11 protein-coding genes are annotated in these 15,843 nt (G+C 68.1%); 2 read left to right on the top strand and 9 right to left on the bottom strand.

All coding sequences use genetic code 11. From position 1 onward, the window contains the following. Positions 1 to 25: 25 nt before the first annotated feature. Entirely contained in the window at positions 26 to 1,276 is a 1,251-nt protein-coding gene (argJ, locus tag DEBA_RS14330) for a bifunctional glutamate N-acetyltransferase/amino-acid acetyltransferase ArgJ (protein ID WP_013259665.1), read from the bottom strand. A 258-nt stretch (positions 1,277 to 1,534) separates the two neighbouring features. On the opposite strand from argJ, the gene DEBA_RS14325 reads away from it, so the two are divergent. Further along, positions 1,535 to 2,905 (top strand): protoporphyrinogen/coproporphyrinogen oxidase, encoded by a 1,371-nt coding sequence (locus tag DEBA_RS14325; RefSeq protein ID WP_013259664.1) that lies wholly within the window; start codon positions 1,535 to 1,537, stop codon positions 2,903 to 2,905. After that, positions 2,878 to 3,597 carry a glycosyltransferase family 2 protein gene (locus DEBA_RS14320; protein WP_013259663.1) on the top strand — a complete coding sequence of 240 codons (720 nt, stop codon included), beginning with the start codon at positions 2,878 to 2,880 and terminating at the stop codon, positions 3,595 to 3,597. The genes DEBA_RS14325 and DEBA_RS14320 overlap by 28 nt, the downstream gene beginning before the upstream one ends. Here the strand turns inward: DEBA_RS14320 and DEBA_RS18980 are convergent. From DEBA_RS18980 to DEBA_RS14280, 8 genes are all read right to left on the bottom strand, one after another. Continuing rightward, positions 3,512 to 5,620 carry a flippase activity-associated protein Agl23 gene (locus DEBA_RS18980; protein ID WP_013259662.1) on the bottom strand — a complete coding sequence of 703 codons (2,109 nt, stop codon included), beginning with the start codon at positions 5,618 to 5,620 and terminating at the stop codon, positions 3,512 to 3,514. The two genes, DEBA_RS14320 and DEBA_RS18980, sit on opposite strands and share 86 nt — an antisense overlap. Further along, positions 5,617 to 7,887, bottom strand: coding sequence for a DUF2298 domain-containing protein (locus DEBA_RS14310; protein ID WP_013259661.1), 2,271 nt, complete (start codon positions 7,885 to 7,887; stop codon positions 5,617 to 5,619). Before DEBA_RS14310 ends, DEBA_RS18980 begins: the two co-directional genes overlap by 4 nt. A 406-nt stretch (positions 7,888 to 8,293) precedes the next feature. Further along, positions 8,294 to 9,457, bottom strand: coding sequence for an ABC transporter substrate-binding protein (locus DEBA_RS14305; protein ID WP_043814615.1), 1,164 nt, complete (start codon positions 9,455 to 9,457; stop codon positions 8,294 to 8,296). Positions 9,458 to 9,807: 350 nt separating this feature from the next. Then, positions 9,808 to 12,327 carry a preprotein translocase subunit SecA gene (gene secA / locus DEBA_RS14300; RefSeq protein ID WP_013259659.1) on the bottom strand — a complete coding sequence of 840 codons (2,520 nt, stop codon included), beginning with the start codon at positions 12,325 to 12,327 and terminating at the stop codon, positions 9,808 to 9,810. Between the two features lie 12 nt (positions 12,328 to 12,339). After that, positions 12,340 to 12,855: a GNAT family N-acetyltransferase gene (locus tag DEBA_RS14295; RefSeq protein WP_013259658.1), complete on the bottom strand. Its 516-nt coding sequence runs from the start codon at positions 12,853 to 12,855 to the stop codon at positions 12,340 to 12,342. Positions 12,856 to 12,990: 135 nt separating this feature from the next. Further along, positions 12,991 to 13,899 (bottom strand): M23 family metallopeptidase, encoded by a 909-nt coding sequence (locus DEBA_RS14290; RefSeq protein ID WP_013259657.1) that lies wholly within the window; start codon positions 13,897 to 13,899, stop codon positions 12,991 to 12,993. 120 nt (positions 13,900 to 14,019) lie between these two features. Further along, entirely contained in the window at positions 14,020 to 15,363 is a 1,344-nt protein-coding gene (locus tag DEBA_RS14285; RefSeq protein ID WP_013259656.1) for a TldD/PmbA family protein, read from the bottom strand. 8 nt (positions 15,364 to 15,371) lie between these two features. Continuing rightward, positions 15,372 to 15,824, bottom strand: coding sequence for an N-acetyltransferase (locus tag DEBA_RS14280; protein ID WP_013259655.1), 453 nt, complete (start codon positions 15,822 to 15,824; stop codon positions 15,372 to 15,374). Positions 15,825 to 15,843 lie beyond the last annotated feature (19 nt).

Raw genomic sequence — 15,843 nt, 5'->3', positions numbered from 1 at the left:
AAACGCCCTTTCCCGCCGCGCCCGCCTACGAGCGATACGAGACGTTGAGGGTGATGTAGTTGTGATCCAGGTCGCTGGCCATGACCCAGTATTGCCCCTGGCCCAGACCCAGGTCAATACGCACCGAGACCCTGGGCTTTTGCATGGCCCGACCGGCGGCTTCCTCGGCCTCGAGGCTGGCGCGCGCGCCGTGGTCGCCCACCAGGATTCCTTCGATCCACACCCTGGTTTTTTCGGGCTGGAAGGGCAGGTTTTCGCGGGCGGCCTCGGCCCCGGCGGCCGAGAGCATGCGGCCCCAATAGGGGTCGGGGCTGGCCAGGGCCGTTTTGACCAGGGGCGAGTTGCCGATGGCGAAGCAGAGCTTGCGCGCGCTGGACTGGTCGGCCGCGCCGGTGATGTGCAACAGGGCCATGCGCCCGGCCCCTTCGCCATCGCAGACCATCATCTGGGCCAGATCCTGGCAGACGGCGGTGAGGGCCTCGGTCAGGGCGCTCAGGCCGGGGCCGTCGCCCTCCAGGCGGGTGTTGGCGGCCCGGCCGCTGGCCAAGAGCAGGATCGTGTCGTTGGTGGACATGTCGCCATCGACGGTGATGCGATTGAAACTTTGCTCCACCGCCCGGCCCAGGGCCAGGCCAAGGGCCTGGGGCGAGGCCGCGGCGTCGGTGAGCACGAAGCACAATAGCGTGGCCATGTCGGGGCGGATCATCCCCGCGCCCTTGGCCAGGCCCAGGACGCTGACTTTCTTGCCGTCGATGATCGCCTCGGCCCGGGCCATCTTGCGGAAGGCGTCGGTGGTCATGATCGCCCCGGCGGCGCGGGCCAGGCCTTGGTCATCGGCGCTGGCGAATAATTCGGGCAGCTTGGCGCGGATTTTTTGGTCGTCGAGCACCTGGCCGATGACGCCGGTGGAGCAGGGCAGCACCTCCGTCAGCGGGCAATCCGCCACGCGGGCGGCCTCTTGGCAGGCGCGCAGGCAGGCCTCCAAACCGGCCTGGCCGGTGGCGGCGTTGGCCCCGCCGCTGTTGGCCAGGATCACCCTGGCCCGGCCGGCCTGGATGTGGTTTTTGGCCACGGCCACCGGCGCGGCGAAAAGGCGGTTGGTGGTGAACAGGCCGGCGGCGTCGACGGCGTGGTCGGCGACGATCAGGGCCAAGTCCTCGCGACCATCCTTGCGCAGGCCGCAGGCCACGGCCGCGCCTTTGAAGCCGTCGATGACCGGGTCAACCTGGGCCGCGCCTTTGAGCGGGCCGTCGTGCAGTTTGGGCAAGTCGTTCATGGCCGTGTCCTCCCGTGGGCCAAACCGTTGAATGGCGCTGGTCGCGCGGGGCCTATTTTACACCAGCGGCGCGCCAGGTCCACGTCGGGCGTGACGCCGCGCCACTATAACCCGGCCGCGCGCCCCACGCCAGCGCTCGGCTTGACCGGCGGGCGCTGGCGTAGTATTTTCAAAACCCCGAGCAAGGCCTGCCCCGGCGATTGAACCTCGGCCGGAAGGCGCGCCGCGCGCCGGCCCCAACCCACCAGGCGCGAAAGTATGAACCGCCCTTACGCCAGCCGGCAACCAAAACGCCCGCGCATCGTGGTCATCGGGGCCGGGCCGACCGGTTTGGCCGCTGGTTTGGCCCTGGCCGGGCAGAGCCAGGCCGATTGGCTGGTGCTGGAGGCCTCCGCGCGCGTCGGCGGCCTGAGTGGCTCGTTGCGCGACGAACGCGGTTTTGTCTGGGACATGGGCGGCCACGTGTTTTTCTCGTCCTGGCCGGGGTTCATGGCGTTGCTGTCGGGCCCTGGCCGGGCGACAATGGTGGAGCGCCGGCGGCGGGCCAAGGTTTTTTATAGCGGCCACTGGGTGGATTTCCCCTTCCAGAGCCACTTTCAAACGCTGCCGCCCGCGCTGGCCGCGCCCCTGGCCCAGGGCCTGGCTCAAGCGCCGGGCGCGACGCCGGGCCAGAGCTTCGCCGCCTGGTGCGCTGCCGTCTACGGCCGGCCCCTGGCCGAGGCCTTTTTCTGGCCGTTCAACGCCAAGCTGTGGCAAACCCCCCTGGAGGGCATGAGCAGCCTTTGGGTGGACCGGCGGGTGGCCCCGGCCGATGGTCGGGCCGATTGGGGGCCCAACAACCATTATTTTTATCCGGCCCAGGGCGGCGCGGGGCGGCCCTTCGTGGCCATGGCCCGGGCCCTGGGCGATGGCCTGCGCTTGAAGGCGGCGGTGGAGGCCATCGACGCCGGGGCGCGGACGATCCACCTGGCCGACGGCCAGCGCCTGGCCTGGGACGGCCTGATCTCGACCATGCCCCTGCCGCGCCTGCTGGCCATGCTGCGGCCCGCGCCGCCGGCCCGGGCCCTGGCCGCGGCCGCGCGCCTGAAGCACAACGCCATGTGGCTGGTGGGCCTGGGCCTGGCCGGCCCCATGCCGGCCGAGGCGGCGGCCTGGATGTATTTCCCGGAGCCCGAGTTCATCTTCAGCCGCCTGACCAACATGGCCGCCCATGGCCCGGCCAATCTGCCGGGGGCCGACGCCAGGCGCTGGCGGGCCTATCTGGCCGAGGTTCCCGCGCCGGGCGGGAGCGCGGACCAGCCGGCTGGTTTGGTCCAGGCCGTGCGGGAGGGCCTGATCCGCGCCGGCCTGGCCCAACCGGGCGAGCGGCCGGTGAGCGTGTTCACGCGGCTGTTGCCGGTGGCCTATCCCGCGCCGACCTTGGGCCGCGAGGATGACCTGCGCCTGCTGCACGATTTTCTGGAGGGCCTGGGTGTGTTCTCGCGGGGCCGCCTGGGCGGCTGGCTCTACGAGATCGGCAACATGGATCACGCCGCGCGCATGGGCCAAGAGGCCGTGGGCCGGCTGTTGGGCGCGGCCGGCGAGCCGCTGTGGGACGAACAATGGGCCCTGTTGAAACAGTCGATGTGATCATGCCGGCCTTCAACGAGGCCGCCGGCGTCGAGACCGCCGTGGCCGAGGTCGACCGCGCCATTCTGGGCCGGTTGCCCGGCTCGCGGCTGATCGTCGTCGATGACGGCGGGACCGACGGCACGGGCCCCATCCTCGACCGCCTGGCCCAGGGCCTGGCCCCCCGGCTGGTGGTGATCCACCAGGCCAACGCCGGCCACGGCCCGGCGCTGATGACCGGCCTGGCCCGCTCGCGGGCGCCGTGGGTGTTGCTCATCGACGCCGATCGCCAGCAGGACGCCGAGGATTTTTGGCGGTTGTGGGCCAGACGCCAGGGCGCGGCCATGGTGGTGGGCGTGCGTCAGGGCCGCTGGGAAGGGCCGGGTCGGGCGCTGATCAGCCGGACGCTGCGTTTGCTGGGCCGGCTGCTTTTTGGCGCGCGCCTGGCCGACGTCAACGCGCCGTTCAAGCTGATCGGCCGGCCGTGCCTGGAGCGCCTGACGCCGCTGCTTGGCCCCAAGGCCCTTGCGCCCTCGGCCGGGCTGGTGCTGGCGGCCAGCGCCCTGGGCCTGGTGGTTGTGCAGGAGCCGGTGGCCCATCGCGCGCGCCGCGATGGCCCCAGCCGGCTCATTGGTCGGCGATTGTTGCGTCTGTGCTGGGCGGCGGCGCTGGAGCTGTGGCGGCTGCGCCTGCGGCTGGCTCGGGCAAGATGACCAGCATCTCCGAGCGCAGGGGCCAGGGCTCTGGTCGGCCGCCGGGCAAGTCGCGCGCCCACCAATAGGCGGCCATATCGCGCCAAAACCCTGGCCGGGCCAGCCGGTCAGCCAACTCGCGCCAGCCAAGGCCCTGATAATCCTGGGGCGGCCACCACAGCCTGATGATGTTGATCGTCTGGGCGCGGCCGGCCAGGCGCTGGAGCGCCTCCGGGGCCATATCCTCGCCAACGAACAGGGCCGAGGCCTGGCTCTGGCGCGGGTCGTCGGGGTCGTTGAAAATGAAGCTGCCCGCGTGTTGGCCCAGATACCAGGCCATGGGCCAGGACGTTTGCTGATCGTGGGCCATGGGCCGGCCAGTGGCTTGACTGGCCGCCACGGCCCGGGCCAGGGCCGGCTTGAGCTGGGGCGAGGCGTGGGCGTAGACCAAAAGCTCCACGGCCTGTTCGTGATGGACAAAGCAGGCCAGCCAAGCCGCGCGGGCGTTTAGCGAAACAACCAGGGCCAGCGCGCCCAGGGCCAGCAGGCCGGCCCAACGCCGCCAGCCGATCTTGGGCCGCCGCCACAGGGCCAGCCCGACCAAAAGCAGAGCCGCCGCCAACGCGCCCAGCCAGTGGGTGGTGTGGGCCAGTTCGCCAAGGCCCCGGCCGGCAAAGGGCGGAATCATCACCAACACGCCCAGCAACAACGGCAGCGCCCAGCCGGCCACGATCAACGGCGCGTCGGCCTTGAGCGGGGCGAGGCGCTGGACGAAGCGGCCCAGCCACCAGCCGCCCAACAGGCATAGGGGCAGGGCCATGTGCGCCAACAGCCAGGGCATCTTTTCGCCGGCCAGCGAATAGGCCACCAGGCCAAACAGGGCCCAGGCCAGGCAAAAGATCGGCATATCCAACGGTTGGGCCGGGCGCGGCCTTTGGCGGCGCAGGGGTGAGCGCGCCCGCCGAGCCAGGGCCACGGCCGCGCAGACGGCCAAAATCAGCGGCGCGAACTCGTAGACGGCCAGCAGCATTGGGTAGTAAAACCACGGCTGACCGCCGCGCGCCACCTCGTGCTGGGCCAGCCAATAGCCGCCGCTGCCCACCAAACCGCTGGCCAGGCCGCCACCCAGGTTGCGACCCCAGTTGCCAAAAAGCAGCAGATCGATGGTCCACATCAGGCTGGCCGGGCCCAGAAAATCGTAAAAATCCAACTCGGGCGGCTCACCGCCCCACCAGGCGTGATCGCCCAGCCACAGCCAGGCCAGGCCGGCGGCCACGAAGCCCAGGGCGCCCGCCACGATGACCGCCCGCCACACGGCCGTTTGCGAGGCGTAGTCCAGCACGCTCCAACCCAGGGCCAGGTGAACCAGCGGCGCGGCAAAAGGCAGGGCCATGCACAGCGTCAGCCAGGCCAACTGGGCTGCGGGCTCCTGGCGCGGTGAAAGGCCGGCGCGGCGGGCGCGCAACAGACCTGCGACAAGCAGATAGCCACCAAGAAACACGCCGAAAATAAACACGGTCTCCTTGCAGGCGAAGCACAGGGCCATGGCCACGGCGTTGGGCCAAAGCCATTTGGCCCGGCCCGTGCGCAAGAAACCCAGCGCCGCCCACAGCCAGAACATGCACAACAGGCCGAAAAGCACGTCGTTACGCATGTAGCGGCTGTAAAAAAGCAGGCTGGGGCTAAAGGCGATCAGCGCCCCGGCCCAGAACGCGCCCCAGTCGCCCAGCCAGCGCCGCAGCAAGAGCGGCGAGGCCGCCAGGCCCACGCCCAACAGGGCGAAGCCCAGCCGGGCGACAAAGTCGCTGGGGCCAAAGGCGCCCATCAGCGCCGCGCCAAGCTGGAACAACAGCGGGCCGTGCATCATCGGGTCGTGGTGATGCGCGCCGCTCTGGGCCAAGATATGGCTGTAATAGGCGTGCAGGCTCTCGTCGTGGCTCATGGCCCGCGCGCCCAGTTCCCACAGGCGCGCCAGCGCCGCGCCGGCCAGCAGCGCGCTCCAGGCGGCGGCCAGGGCCGTGGCCCCTTTGCGGAGTTTGATCATGGGCCCTCCTCGGCGGTCACGGGCCAGGCGTGGAGACGCGCGCGCCCGGCCTGGAAAACGAGCTTGCCCCAGCGGCCCGGCGCGCCGTCGCCAGCGCCCAGGCCGTAAACCTGGCGCTCGCGGGGGCCGACCAGAACAAAGCGCGCGCCCAGCGCGTCCATGGTCCGGCCAAACGCGGCCTGGTCGGCGGCGGCGTAGAGGGCGTGCAAGAGGGCCTCGCGCCGGGCGATCAGCGGGTCGCCGCCCCGCCATTGATGTTGATGGCCGACCCAGCCCAGCGGCGCGGCCCGGCCGCCAAAGGTGCTCACGGCGTTGTCCAAGGCCTGATAGACCCGGCCCGGGGCCTGGGCCACCACGTCGCCGGGGGCGGAGTTTTCGCGCAGCCAGCCGATGACCGCCAAGGCGTCGGGGTCGGCCACGCTCAGCCAATGGGCGGCGTCGAGGGTGCGGGCCTGGGGCGGCGGGGCCAGGGCCAAGTCGTGGCCAACGAGCTTGGCCGGATAGGCCAGGCCCAAGAGCGCCAGCGCCGCCCAGACGCCGGCGGCGATCACGGCCAGCCGGTTCTGGGCCGTGGCCACGGCGATGGCCCCGGCCAGGGCCAGCAGCAGCCAGGCCTGATAATGAAACTTGAAGGCCGTGTTCATGCGGCTGGCAAAGGCGTCGCGGACGACCACGATCTCGGGGGCCAGGGCCAGGGCCAGGCCCAGCAGCGCCATCAACAGGCACAAGCCCAGGCCCGGCGGCAGGTCCAGCTCTTGGGCGGCGCTCAGCCAGCGCCAGGCCAAAGCCGCCGCCACGGCCAGCAACGGGCCGATCAGCAAAAGTCCCCATGGCGCGCCCGGCCAATGGCCCGCGTCCACGGCCCCGCCGAGCAGCACCGCCAGCGGCGCGCCCACGGCCAAGGCCAGCCCCACGATCAGATGAGCGGCGCGCGGTCGCAGCCAGGCCCAGGCCACGGCCAGCGCCGCCAGGCCGGCGGCCAGGGGCGGTCCCAGCGCCGCCAGCAAAGGCCCGGCCCCGCTGAAGGCCATGGCGTTGGCCGCCAAACCCAGGCCCTGGCTCTGGGCCGTGACCAAATAGGGCAGATGGACCAGCGCCGCGACGACGATCAGCCCCCCGCCGGCCAGGGCCGCTTGCCGCGCTCGCCGGGCCAGGCCGCCGGGCGAGGCGGCGGCCACGGCCAGGACCAACAACGGCCACAGCCCCGCGCAGTCCCAGGTGTTGGCCGCCAGCAACGACCCCGGCGCGGCCAGGGCCAAAAACCAGCCGCCGGCCAGGGGCGAGAGCGTGGCGGCGCAGGCCCGCCAGGCGGCGGCCAGGCCGTCGGTCACGACGCGCCCGCGCGGCGCGGACAAGGCGTTCAAGGTCAGGGCCAGCGTCAACAAGGCCAGCGGCAGGGCCAGCACATGGGCGTGATTGTCGCCCAGATAAAAGCTGAAAAAGGGAAATTCGTCGATCAGCCAGGCCCGGCGGCCACCGGCCAGGGCGTCCTCGATGACCCGTGTGGCCTGAAACCACCACCAGCCGCCATCACCGGCGGGCCATGCGCCAAGGGCCATCAGCGCGCCTTTGATGTTGGCGCTTAAGCATGTGGCCAGCGCGGCCAGCACGCCGGCCACGAGCGCCCGCTCCGGCCCCGAGCGGGCGGCCAAGGCCCCGGCGCGGGCCAGGCCAAAGGCCCCGCAAAGGCAGGCGGCGAAACATCCGGCCTGGCCCAGGTTGTAGGCCGTCCAGGGCCAAAGGCCGGCCAGGTGGGCGGCGTGGCTCATCTGCCAGTGACCGAAATAATAATAGCCAATGGCCCGGCCGGCCAACCAGGCGTCTTGAGCCGGGTAGCCGCCGCCGCCCCACAGGGCCTGCAAGTGCATCATGTCCATGGGTTGTTCGGTGTGATTGGCCGCCGGGTTCAGCGAGCGCAACCAGGCCCAGGCCAGAAAGCCCGCCAGATACAGCGCCTCCAGGCCCAGGGCCAAGCGCCACCGGCGCGCCAGCCAGCCAAAGGCCCGGTTCACGCCGGCCCAGCCGACCCACGCCCAGCCGCCAACGGCCACCAACGCCAACGCGCCCCAGGCCAGCGCCCATCCACTGGGCCACGGGCCGTAGGCCCAGGCCAGCCAGTGAGCGAGTCCGACCAGCCATGGGCCAAAGACCCTGGCCAGAGACCAGCCGCGATCGTCCAGACGGCCCAGCAGGGCGTGGCACAACGGCCAGGCGGCCAGGGTCATGGCCGTCGTGGCCAGCCACCAGCGGGCCAGCTCAACGGCCACGATGGGCCTCGGCGTTGGCGGCCTGGCGCGCGGCGGGCCGTGTTGGGCGTCGGTTCATGGGAGCGGGCCTCCGTGAGTTGACTGTGGCATTATGAGGCTGCTGCACGGTGAAACATAACAAATGTTGTAAAAACAGATGGTAACCTGTGAAACATGAATTTCACCGTGCGGCGGCCGAAGCGCGCCATGGACGGCGCGCCAAATCGCGAGCCTGATTAGGCGAGCGATTTGTGAGGCTTGGCAAAACCGCGCTTTTGCCAAGCCGATGCTGCACGGGGCAGGACGCCCCCGTGCAGCACTCTCATTATGGCACGATCGCGCCGGCCGGACAACGCGCGCGCCGGCGGACGAAAAACGGGAAGGGCCTGGTGGCCCTTCCCGGCAAAGGCGCGCGGCCTCGCGGCGGCTAGAAGCGCGGCGCGAAGACCTTGAAGTCGGTGAGCGGCTCGATCTTGCCGTCGCGGGCTTGGCTCATGCGCACGGCGTTGACGCCCTGGCGGCGGTCCGGGCCGTAGGTCACCGGCGCGCCCATGCCCTCGGGCTTCCAGTCCTTGATTTTTTCCATGGCCGTGATCAGCCCCTGGCGGGTGAGGTCGCGGCCGGCCAACTCCAGGCCCTTGGCCAGGTGCATCATCGAGACCGCGCCAAAGATAGCCAAATATTCACGGCCCTTGAGCCGTGGGTCCACTTCCAGCAGGATCGCGGCCACGCGGTCGGCCGCCGGGTCGACGCCGGGCATGCCCATCTGGCCGGGCGCGGTGACATAGGTGCCCTCCCAGTTGCGGCCGGCGATCTTGTACATGATCGGGTCACCCACGGTGAAGTTGGTCAGCACCTTGGGCGCGTAGCCTTGCTTGGCCATGGCCTTGATCAGAAGCGAGGCGTGGGTGGGCGAGGCGGTGAGGATGAGGGTGTCGGCCCCGGAGTTCTTGAGTTGGGCGGCGTAGGGGGCCATGGATCGTTCGTTGACCTGATAAGGCACCGAGGCGATCAGTTCGGCCTTGCCAGCGGCGGCGGCCACGGCTTTTTTGATGCCGGCCTCGGCCTTTTGGCCGTAGTCGTCGTTTTGATAAAAATGGGCGATCTTTTTGGCGCCCAGGCTCTCGATGCCGTAACTACAGAGATATTCGTTTTCGTCCTCGTAGTCGGGGTAGGCGATGAAGAACCACTTGTGCTTTTCCTTGGGCATGTCGGCGAAGATGCGGATGTCGCCGTAGGCGTTGATCAGAGGTATCTGGTTGTCGGGGAAGAAATCCTTGCCGGCCTCGCAGGCCGCCGAGCCCAACAGGCCCATCACCACGAAAACGTTGTCTTTCATCTCTTGCAAGTTGCGGACGGTGCGTTCGGGATTGTAGCCGTCGTCCTTGATGATCAGTTCGATCTTGCGGCCATGGATGCCGCCGCCCTCATTGATGTGGGTGGCCCAGGCGTTCATGCCCAGGGCGGCGGTGCTCCACAACGCCGCCGGACCGGAGATCGGCGTGCTAATGCCCACGCGGATTTTGTCGTCGCTGACGCCGGTGCGGTCGTCGGCCGCCGCCGCCGAGGGGATGATCAGCGCTAGGGCCAAGACGAAAGTCGCCAATCGTTTTAATGTCACTGCCTCACCCTCCCGTTTCGCTTTGATTTGGGGTTGGGGCCAGAGCGGGGTACGGCTTTCCCGCCGCGTTGCAAACCAACGCCCTGACCGACGCCACGCCGGCAAGATGATCGCCCGGCCTGGGCCGGCGCTAAAATGATGTTTCTGATGTTGATTTTAGTAAAATTTGGCGCGCCGGTGTCAAGGATAAAACCGGTGAAAGCGATAGGGATTTATTTCACTAGCTTTTTCATGACGTCGAGGCGTTGCCGAAGCCGGGCCGCCCGGCTATCTCGCGCGTCGGCGTCCGAGGCGCGTTCCGCCCCGGACGCCCAAGGCCATCAGCCTTTGGCCCCGCAGCATTTCTTGTATTTCTTGCCGCTGCCGCAGGGGCAGGGGTCGTTGCGGCCGACTTTTTTGGCGCTGCGCCGCACGGGCTCCGGCGCGCCGGCGTCGGGCCCGGAATACGATAGCGGCGTGTCGTCCTGGGGCGCCAATTGCACCGCGTCCTCGGGGCGCGAAAGCTGCACGCGCATCAACTTGGCCACGGTTTCCATCTGCACGCTCTGGGCCATGGCCGAAAACATCTCGAAGCCCTCGCGCTGATACTCGCGCAGCGGGTCTTTCTGGGCGTAGCCGCGCAGGCCGATGCCCTCCTTGAGGTGATCCATGTTGAGCAGATGGTCTTTCCAGTGGGCGTCGACGGTGTCCAGCAACACCCACTGCTCGACCTGAAGCATGATCGGCGCGCCGTATTCGTCGAACTTGCGCTGATAGACGGCCCTGGCCCGGGCGATGATCTCCTCGGCCAGGGTCTGGGCGTCCCATTGGGCCGGTTCGGGCAGCTCGGGCTTGAAGCCGAAGACGTTGAAGACGGCCTCGGCCAGGGCCTGGGCGTCGCGCTGCTCCAGCGGGATTTTCTCGTCGGCGTGGGCTTCGGCCAACTGGTGGGCCTGTTCTTCAATCATCTCGGCCACGGCCTCGTGGACGCCCTCACCGGTGAGGGCCTGGCGGCGCTGGGCGTAGACGACCTCGCGCTGTTTGTTGAGCACGTCGTCGTATTTGAGCAGTTGCTCGCGGATCTCGAAGTTGCGGCCCTCGACCTTGCGCTGGGCGTTTTCGATGGCCTTGGAGATCAAGTTGTGCTCGATGGGCTCGCCTTCCTCCATGCCCAGCTTGGTCATGATGCCGCTGATGCGCTCGGAGCCGAAAAGGCGCATCAGGTCGTCCTCCAGCGAGACATAGAAGCGGCTGGAGCCGGGGTCGCCCTGGCGGCCGGCGCGGCCGCGCAACTGGTTGTCGATGCGCCGCGATTCGTGGCGCTCGGTGCCCAGGATGTGCAGGCCGCCCAGTTCGGGCACGCCCTCGCCCAGGACGATGTCGGTGCCGCGGCCGGCCATGTTGGTGCTGATGGTCACGGCGTTTTTCTGGCCGGCGGCGGCGACGATCTCGGCTTCCTGGGCGTGGTGCTTGGCGTTGAGCACGTGGTGGGGCACGCCTTGCCGTTTGAGCATCTTGGAAAGCTGCTCGGACTTGTCGATGTTGATGGTGCCCACCAGCACGGGCCGGCCCTTGGCGTGCAGGTCTTTGATCTCGCGCACGACGGCGTCGAACTTCTCGCGCTCGGTGCGATAGATCTGATCCGGGTTGTCCTTGCGGACCATGGGCCGGTGGGTGGGGATGACCACCACGTCGAGGTTGTAGATTTTGCGAAACTCCTCGGCTTCGGTGTCGGCGGTGCCGGTCATGCCCGAGAGTTTTTCGTACATGCGGAAGTAGTTCTGGAAGGTGATGGTGGCCAGGGTCTGGTTTTCGCTGGCCACCTTGACGTTTTCCTTGGCCTCCAGGGCCTGGTGCAGGCCCTCGGAAAAGCGCCGGCCGGGCATGAGGCGGCCGGTGAACTCGTCGACGATGATCACCTCGCCGTCCTTGACGATGTAATCGACGTCGAGCTTGAAGAGCGTGTGGGCCTTGAGGGCCTGCTGGATGTGGTGCAAAAGGTCTATATAACGGGGATCGTAGAGATTATCGACCCGAAGCAACTCCTCGCACTTGGCCACGCCGTCCTCGGTGAGGGCGGCGGTGCGGCTCTTTTCGTCGACGGCGTAGTGCTCCTCGCGCTTGAGGCGGGGGATCAGCCGGTCGATCTGGACGTAAAGCTCGCTGGATTTTTCGCCGGGGCCGCTGATGATCAGCGGCGTGCGGGCCTCGTCGATGAGGATGGAGTCGACCTCGTCGACGATGGCGAAGAAATAGTCGCGCTGCACCAGATCTTCGACGGTGAACTTCATGTTGTCGCGCAGGTAGTCGAAGCCGAATTCGTTGTTGGTGCCATAGGTTATGTCGCGGTTGTATTGATCCTTGCGTTGGGCGTCGTCCAGACCGTGGACGATGCAGCCCACGCTCAGGCCCAGGAAGTTGTAGATGGCGCCCATCCACTCGGCGTCGCGGCGGGCCAGGTAGTCGTTGACCGTCACCACGTGGACGCCGCGGCCGGCCAGGGCGTTGAGGTAGACCGGCAGGGTGGCGGCCAGGGTCTTGCCCTCGCCGGTCTTCATCTCGGCGATCTTGCCCTGATGCAAGACCATGCCACCGATCATCTGGGCGTCGTAGTGGCGCTGGCCCAGGGTGCGGCGGCCGGCCTCGCGCACGGCGGCGAAGGCCTCGGGCAGCAGGTCGTCCAGGCTTTGGCCGTTGTCCAGGCGCTGGCGAAAGGCCGGGGTCAGGGCGGCCAGCTCGGCGTCGCCCAGGGCCTGCATTTTGGGCTCGAAGGCGTTGATGGCCTCCAGCAAGGGGCCTAGGCGCTTAATTTCGCGGTCGTTTTTGGTGCCGAAGATTGACTTGACGATTTTTCCAAGCATTTGGCCAGCCCATCAGAGTGCCGACAGCGGCTGTTCACGCAAGCGTTTTTCCATGACCACGCAACGCATGGCCTCGTTTTCACCCAGCGGGAAGACGGCCTCCCGCAAGGCGTTGTATCCCATGGCCTGGTAAAAGCGGCGCGCGTTGAGCGAGCTGTTCAGCGTGAGCCGCGTGTGCCCCGCCTCGGCGATCAACGCCTCCAGCGCCAGCAACAGGCCACGGCCCGCGCCACGGCCTTGCCAGCGGACGTCCACGTAAAGGGCCCTGATCTCGGCTTCTAACAATACCCCGAAACCGATCACCTCGCCCGCCGCTTGGGCCACCAGGCCTCGCGCCCCCTCGGCGGGCAGGCGTTGGGTGATCACTTCCGGACGCATGCCCGCGGCCCAAAGCGACAATTGGGCCGGCGTGTGCAAGCCGTCGTTGGCCAAGGCGGCCACGGCCGCGTGATGGACGCGGCAGACGGCCTGGGCGTCGGCGGGGTCCAGGGGTCGGATGGCAAACCACGCTTGATCAACGGCGCGCATGAATCCCGGCCAAGTGGGGGTGGCGACAACGGCGCGGGCGCTTTGGCCCGCCCAGCTAAAGGCATTGTAAGGCGTTTGCGCCAAAATACAACTCCCGACGCGCGCGGCGTCGGGAGCGGGCGGCAAGGGCCGCGGTCAATCGAGAATGTAGTAGCGGGGGTTGGTAGGCACGCCCGAAAGCAGCACCTCGTAGTGCAGGTGGGGGCCGGTGGAGCGGCCGCTGTTGCCCATCTGGCCGATGACCTGGCCGCGCTTGACCTTTTGGCCCACGTTGACCTTGTAGTCCCTGAGGTGGCCGTAGCGGGTGACGATGCCGTGGCCGTGGTTGATGGCCAGCATCTTGCCAAAGCCGCCCTGACGGCCGCGGAAGGTGACCACGCCGTCGGCCGGGGCCACGATCCGGGTGCCCATGCGCGAGGAGATGTCGATGCCGGCGTGGAAAGTCCGCTTGCCGGTGAAGGGCGAAACGCGGTAGCCGAAGCCGCTGGTGACCCAGCCGCGCACCGGCCAGATGGCCGGGGTCGAGGCCAGGATCGAACGGCGCTCTTGCAGGAAGTTGGCCAGCTCTTGCTGCAACTCGCGCTGCAACTCGCTCTCGGTGACCATCTGGTCCAGGTCGCGGCGCATGGATTGCAACTGGCGTTCGCGCACGCTGCCAGCCACGCTCAGGCCCAGGCCGACCTTGTCGGCCTCGGGGCCGCCCACGCCAAAGGCCCCGTCGTCGCTGGCCGGTTTTTCCAGGTTGGCCATCACCCGCAGGCGGTTGTTGAATTTCTTCAGGGAGAGCATCTGCTCTTTGAACTCGCCCAACTCGCGGCCAAAGGCCTCGACCTGGGCCTCCTGGCGCTCGGTTTGGCGCTGGAGGGCCTGGAGGTTGGGCAACTCATCGCAGATTGTTTGATATTGATAAAGCCAGAAACCGGCCAAACTGATGGAAGCGACAAGCAACAGGGCCAAAGCAGGCAGCACCAAACGGGGGATGGTCAGTCGTTGAACGTGGTGCGCGCCTTCAGGGATCAAGAGTATGGTGAACTTTTTGAACACGGTGCTCCCTTTTCAGGTCAGGTTTCGAGGGGGCCGCGGATCAACTCTCCGAATGGTTTGAACTACCATACTTGCGGGAAGCTCGTCAATCCATAGCAGCAGAAAAAATCGTCTCGAACCCTAGGGTCCGCTGACGGAAACCCGTTCCACCAGCAGGGATGGGGCTCCGACGCGGCCAAAAAACTTGATGTCCGCGCCGATTTTTTTGATGCCTCTAAAAAACGAAAGAATCTGACCGGCCATGGCGATGGATTTGACCGGGCGGTTCACCTGGCCATTGTGCACCAAATGACCCGCCGCGCCAAATGAAAATTCACCGCTGACCGGATCGGCGGTGTGGCCGCCCATGATCTCGTCGATCAAAAGCCCCTGGCCCATCTCGGCCAGCAGCGAGGCCTGATCGCCGGCCCGGGGTTCGATGAGCAGGTTGGTGAAGCCCACCGCCGGCGGGGCCTTCAGTGACGGCCGCACGGCGTTGCCGGTGCTCCCACCGCCGGCCAGGGCGCCCCACAGGCGGTCGTAGGCAAAGCGCTCGATCACTCCACCGGCGGCCAACACCGTGCGCCGCTGGGGCTCGCCTTCGTCGTCAAAAGGCGCGCTGCCCAGGCCCCGGGGCAACAGGCCGTCGTCGATGATGGCAAGGCCGGGGGCCAAGAGTTCTTGCCCCAGCTTGCCGGCCAGCAGTGACCGGCCCTTGGCCACGTTGTCGCCCAAAAAAGATTCGCCCAGGATTTCCAGCAATTGCGCGGCCACCTCGCGGCCCAGCACCACATCGTAGAGCCCGTCGCCCACCGGGCCGCCGCCCAGCCGGGCCACGGCCTTGCGCCCGGCCCGCCGGCCGATGTCCTCCAGGTCCAGTTCCGACCAGAAGCAGGCGGAGTGGCTATCCCAGCCGGCTTCTTGCTCGGCGCCGTCGTCGGCCAGGGCCTCGGCTCCGGCCGAGACGTGGGTGGCGGCGTGGGATTGATCAAAGCCCCGACTGGTGCGCAGCCGCACATGGCTGACCACTCGGCTGACCTCGGCCGGATGGACGTGGATCACCCGCTTGTCGGCCGCTCGCGCCGCCGCGGCCAGGGCCTTGGCCCCCTCGATCAATTCGGCCAGGGGCAACTCGGCCGCCCGCTCGTCGAAAGTTTGCACCAGCGGCAGGCCGGCCGCCGGCTCGGCGAAACCAAGCTCGGGCTGGGGGTCGGCCGCCCGCGCCGCGGCTACGGCCAGCTCCACCGCCCGGGCCACGGCCTGATCGCCGTCGGCCCCAAAAACATAGGAAAACCCAGGCCGTTGATCGACGATCACGCGCAGGGCCAGGCCCAGGCTCTCGGAGGCCTGGCGCTTGTCCAACTCCTGGCCGCGCACGCCCACCGTCACCCCACGCGAGTGGGCGGCCATGATTTCGTATTCGTCGATCCCGGCCGCCCGGCAAAGTCGCTGGGCGCGGTCGATCTCTTTGGCCAGCAAATCCATGGCGGTGGCTACATCTCCAATAAAAGCGCCGTTTCGTCGCAGTTGGGGAACTTGACGCACTTGATGCAGTCGGCCCAAATCTTGTTGGGCAGGAGCTGCTTGTCCACCACCCGAAAGCCCAACGACTGGAAAAACTCGGGCCGATAGGTCAGGGTGAAGACGTTGTTGAAGCCCATGGTCAGGGCCTCGGAGCAGCAAGCCTCCACCAGCTTGGTGCCCACGCCCTTGCCCTGGGCCTCGGGCAGCACGGCCAACGAGCGCACCTCGGCCAGGTTTTCCCAGCACAGGTGCAGGCCGCACACGCCGATGGGCGCGCCGGAGGCGTCCTCGGCGATGAGGAAGTCGCGCAGAAAATCGTATATTTCGGTCAGCGGGCGGCCCAACAGGCGGCCCTCCCGGCCGAACCTGGCCAGAATGGCGTGGATAAAGGCCACGTCGCTTTGCCGCGCCCTGCGGATCATCGTTTCAGTGTCCTTGCCG

Source organism: Desulfarculus baarsii DSM 2075 (assembly GCF_000143965.1).
Taxonomy (GTDB): domain Bacteria; phylum Desulfobacterota; class Desulfarculia; order Desulfarculales; family Desulfarculaceae; genus Desulfarculus; species Desulfarculus baarsii.
This window is presented reverse-complemented; position numbering and strand designations above follow the sequence as displayed.

Coding starts and splice junctions, on each gene's coding strand:
- DEBA_RS14285 (WP_013259656.1), bottom strand. CDS start 15,363: ATGGATTTGCTGGCCAAAGAGATCGACCGCGCCCAGCGACTTTGCCGG.
- secA (WP_013259659.1), bottom strand. CDS start 12,327: ATGCTTGGAAAAATCGTCAAGTCAATCTTCGGCACCAAAAACGACCGC.
- DEBA_RS14325 (WP_013259664.1), top strand. CDS start 1,535: ATGAACCGCCCTTACGCCAGCCGGCAACCAAAACGCCCGCGCATCGTG.
- DEBA_RS14280 (WP_013259655.1), bottom strand. CDS start 15,824: ATGATCCGCAGGGCGCGGCAAAGCGACGTGGCCTTTATCCACGCCATT.
- DEBA_RS18980 (WP_013259662.1), bottom strand. CDS start 5,620: ATGATCAAACTCCGCAAAGGGGCCACGGCCCTGGCCGCCGCCTGGAGC.
- argJ (WP_013259665.1), bottom strand. CDS start 1,276: ATGAACGACTTGCCCAAACTGCACGACGGCCCGCTCAAAGGCGCGGCC.
- DEBA_RS14295 (WP_013259658.1), bottom strand. CDS start 12,855: ATGCGCGCCGTTGATCAAGCGTGGTTTGCCATCCGACCCCTGGACCCC.
- DEBA_RS14320 (WP_013259663.1), top strand. CDS start 2,878: ATGGGCCCTGTTGAAACAGTCGATGTGATCATGCCGGCCTTCAACGAG.